Raw genomic sequence first — 2228 nt, 5'->3', positions numbered from 1 at the left:
CTCGGCCCTGACCCGCCAGCGCCCCGACATCCTCGCCGCCGAGGCGCTGTGGCGCCAGGCCTCGGCCAACGTGGGCGTGGCCGTCGCCAACCAGTATCCGCAATTCACCCTGACCGCCAGCGTCGGCTCGCAGCGCACCCGCGTGGGCGACCTGTCCAATGGCCTGAACGTCTGGAGTCTGGGCCTGGGACTGGTCCAGCCGCTGTTCCACGGCGGCGAACTGCGCGCGCGCACGCGCTCGGCCGAGGCCGCCTACGATGCGGCGGCGGCCGGTTACCGTCAAACCGTGTTGGAGGGCTTTCGCCAGGTGGCCGACGCCTTGCGTGCGGTCCAGACCGACGGTGATGCCTACCAGGCCAGCGACGAGGCATGGCGCCGCGCCGACGAGGCCGAACGCATCGCGCAAGGCCGCTACCAGGCCGGCGGCATCAGCCATCTCAGCCTGCTGGATATCCAGCGCCAGTTGTTGCAGACACGCATCGCGCGCACCGCCGCGGACGCGGCACGCCATGCCGACACCGCCGCCTTGCTGCAGGCGCTGGGCGGCGGCTGGTGGAACGAAGCGCCCGGCGACGCACCATAACGGTGCGGTCTATGCGCAATGCGTAACCATGTCCGAGAATTCGGGTAAGAAACTGGCGTTGTGCGAGGTTTAGGAAACCGCTGTATCCGATGCATCATGCATGCGCTCATGCTGCACAGACACAACGATTCATGAATGACCTACTAGACCTGATTGTCTTCTCGCCCGACCCCAGAGTACGCGCGCAGCGCAGCGCGGCGCTGGCGGAAATGGGCTTCTCGCCCCGGCTATGCGAAGACTCCAACAGCCTGTTCCGGCTGTTCCAGGCCCACCGCACCCCATTGCTGGTGATGGAAGCCGGACTCTCCGATCTCTGCATGGCGGTGGCTGGCCTGCGCGCCATGGACACCACCGCCGGCATCGTCGCCGTGTCCACCTTCGATACCCCCGAGAACCGCATCCTCGGCCTGCATTGCGGCGCCGACGTCTGCCTGCCGCCCGACGTGTGCACCGCGGAAATCGCGGCTGCGCTGCAAGCGCTGGTGCGCCGTATTCCCGCCACCGGCAGGCGCGCCGCGGACGCAGAGCCGCGCCCGACGCAGCCCGCTCCAAGCGAAGCGGCCGGCAAATGGCAATTCCATGACGCCGCCTGGACCCTGGTCAGTCCGCAAGGCACGCGGCTGGCCTTGACGCTGGCCGAGCGGGAATTCCTGCTCAAGCTGACGGCGTCCGCCGACAAGCGCCTGCCGCGCGCCGACCCGGGCACGGATCCGCACAGCGGCCACGAAACCATCCGCCGCACCGACGTGCTGGTCAGCCGCCTGCGGCGCAAGGCGCAAGACCTGAACCTGGAACTGCCGATCCGCACCGTCTGGGGCTGGGGCTACGCCTTCACCGGAGAAATCTAGGGCCATCGGCCGGGCTTCAAGGACGCACCCGCCGCCGCGGCCCGCGGCGGGCGTATCATGCGGCGTACGAGGCCGACTCCCGGCCCGCGCCCGCCACGCCCACCTTCGCGCCGACATGGAAGTCTACGAACGCCTGCAAGCCCTGCTTGCCCTGAACCAGGCCCGCTACCGCCTGATTGAACACCCTGCGGCCGGCCGCTCCGTCGAGGTCGCGGCGATCCGCGGCACCGAGGTCAGCCAGGGCGCCAAGGCCCTGGTCTGCCGCGTGAAGATATCCTCCAACCAGCGCAAGAACGTGCTGGCGGTGTTCCCCGCCGACAAGCAGGCGGACCTGGACGCCATCGCCCGCGCGGCGGGCGGCAAGAAGGCTTCGCTGGCGTCGCAGGACCTGGCGCGCGAACTCACCGGCTGCGAAATCGGCGCCATTCCGCCCTTCACCTTCAACCCTGAACTGCACCTGCTGGTGGATCCCAGCCTGCGCCAGCGCCATGATGAAATCGTGTTCAATGCGGGGCGCCTGGACGCCTCCATCCTCCTGAACACGGAAGACTATTTCCGCCTGGCCGCGCCCGAAGAGGCGCCGCTGATCAAGGCCTGATCGCAGGCCGCGCCACGAGGCCGCCATGTTCCGCTCCTCGCTGAAACATGCTGCACGCGGCTCCAACATGCGTTGGCTGATGAGCCTGGCGCACATGGAGCCTTCGCCCGTCAGCCGGTGGGTGGCGCTGCGCGCCGCCCTGGCCATCGGCCTGCCCTCGGCCGTCGGGCTGGCGCTGGACCAGAGCGCGGCCGCGGCC

3 protein-coding genes are annotated in these 2228 nt (G+C 69.3%); all 3 read left to right on the top strand.

From position 1 onward, the window contains the following. A partial coding sequence (locus tag VIR09_RS20325; protein ID WP_332014499.1) for a TolC family protein occupies nt 1-583 on the top strand: 583 nt, incomplete at its 5' end. A 131-nt stretch (nt 584-714) separates the two neighbouring features. After that, complete coding sequence (locus tag VIR09_RS20320; protein WP_332014498.1) at nt 715-1431, top strand: DNA-binding response regulator; 717 nt, start codon at nt 715-717, stop codon at nt 1429-1431. Nucleotides 1432-1546: 115 nt separating this feature from the next. Further along, on the top strand, nt 1547-2029 hold the full coding sequence (locus VIR09_RS20315) for a YbaK/prolyl-tRNA synthetase associated domain-containing protein (protein ID WP_332014497.1): 483 nt from the start codon (nt 1547-1549) through the stop codon (nt 2027-2029). Nucleotides 2030-2228 lie beyond the last annotated feature (199 nt).

It is taken from the genome of Achromobacter sp. (assembly GCF_036567245.1).
In the GTDB taxonomy this organism is placed as follows: Bacteria; Pseudomonadota; Gammaproteobacteria; order Burkholderiales; family Burkholderiaceae_B; genus Achromobacter.
This window is presented reverse-complemented; position numbering and strand designations above follow the sequence as displayed.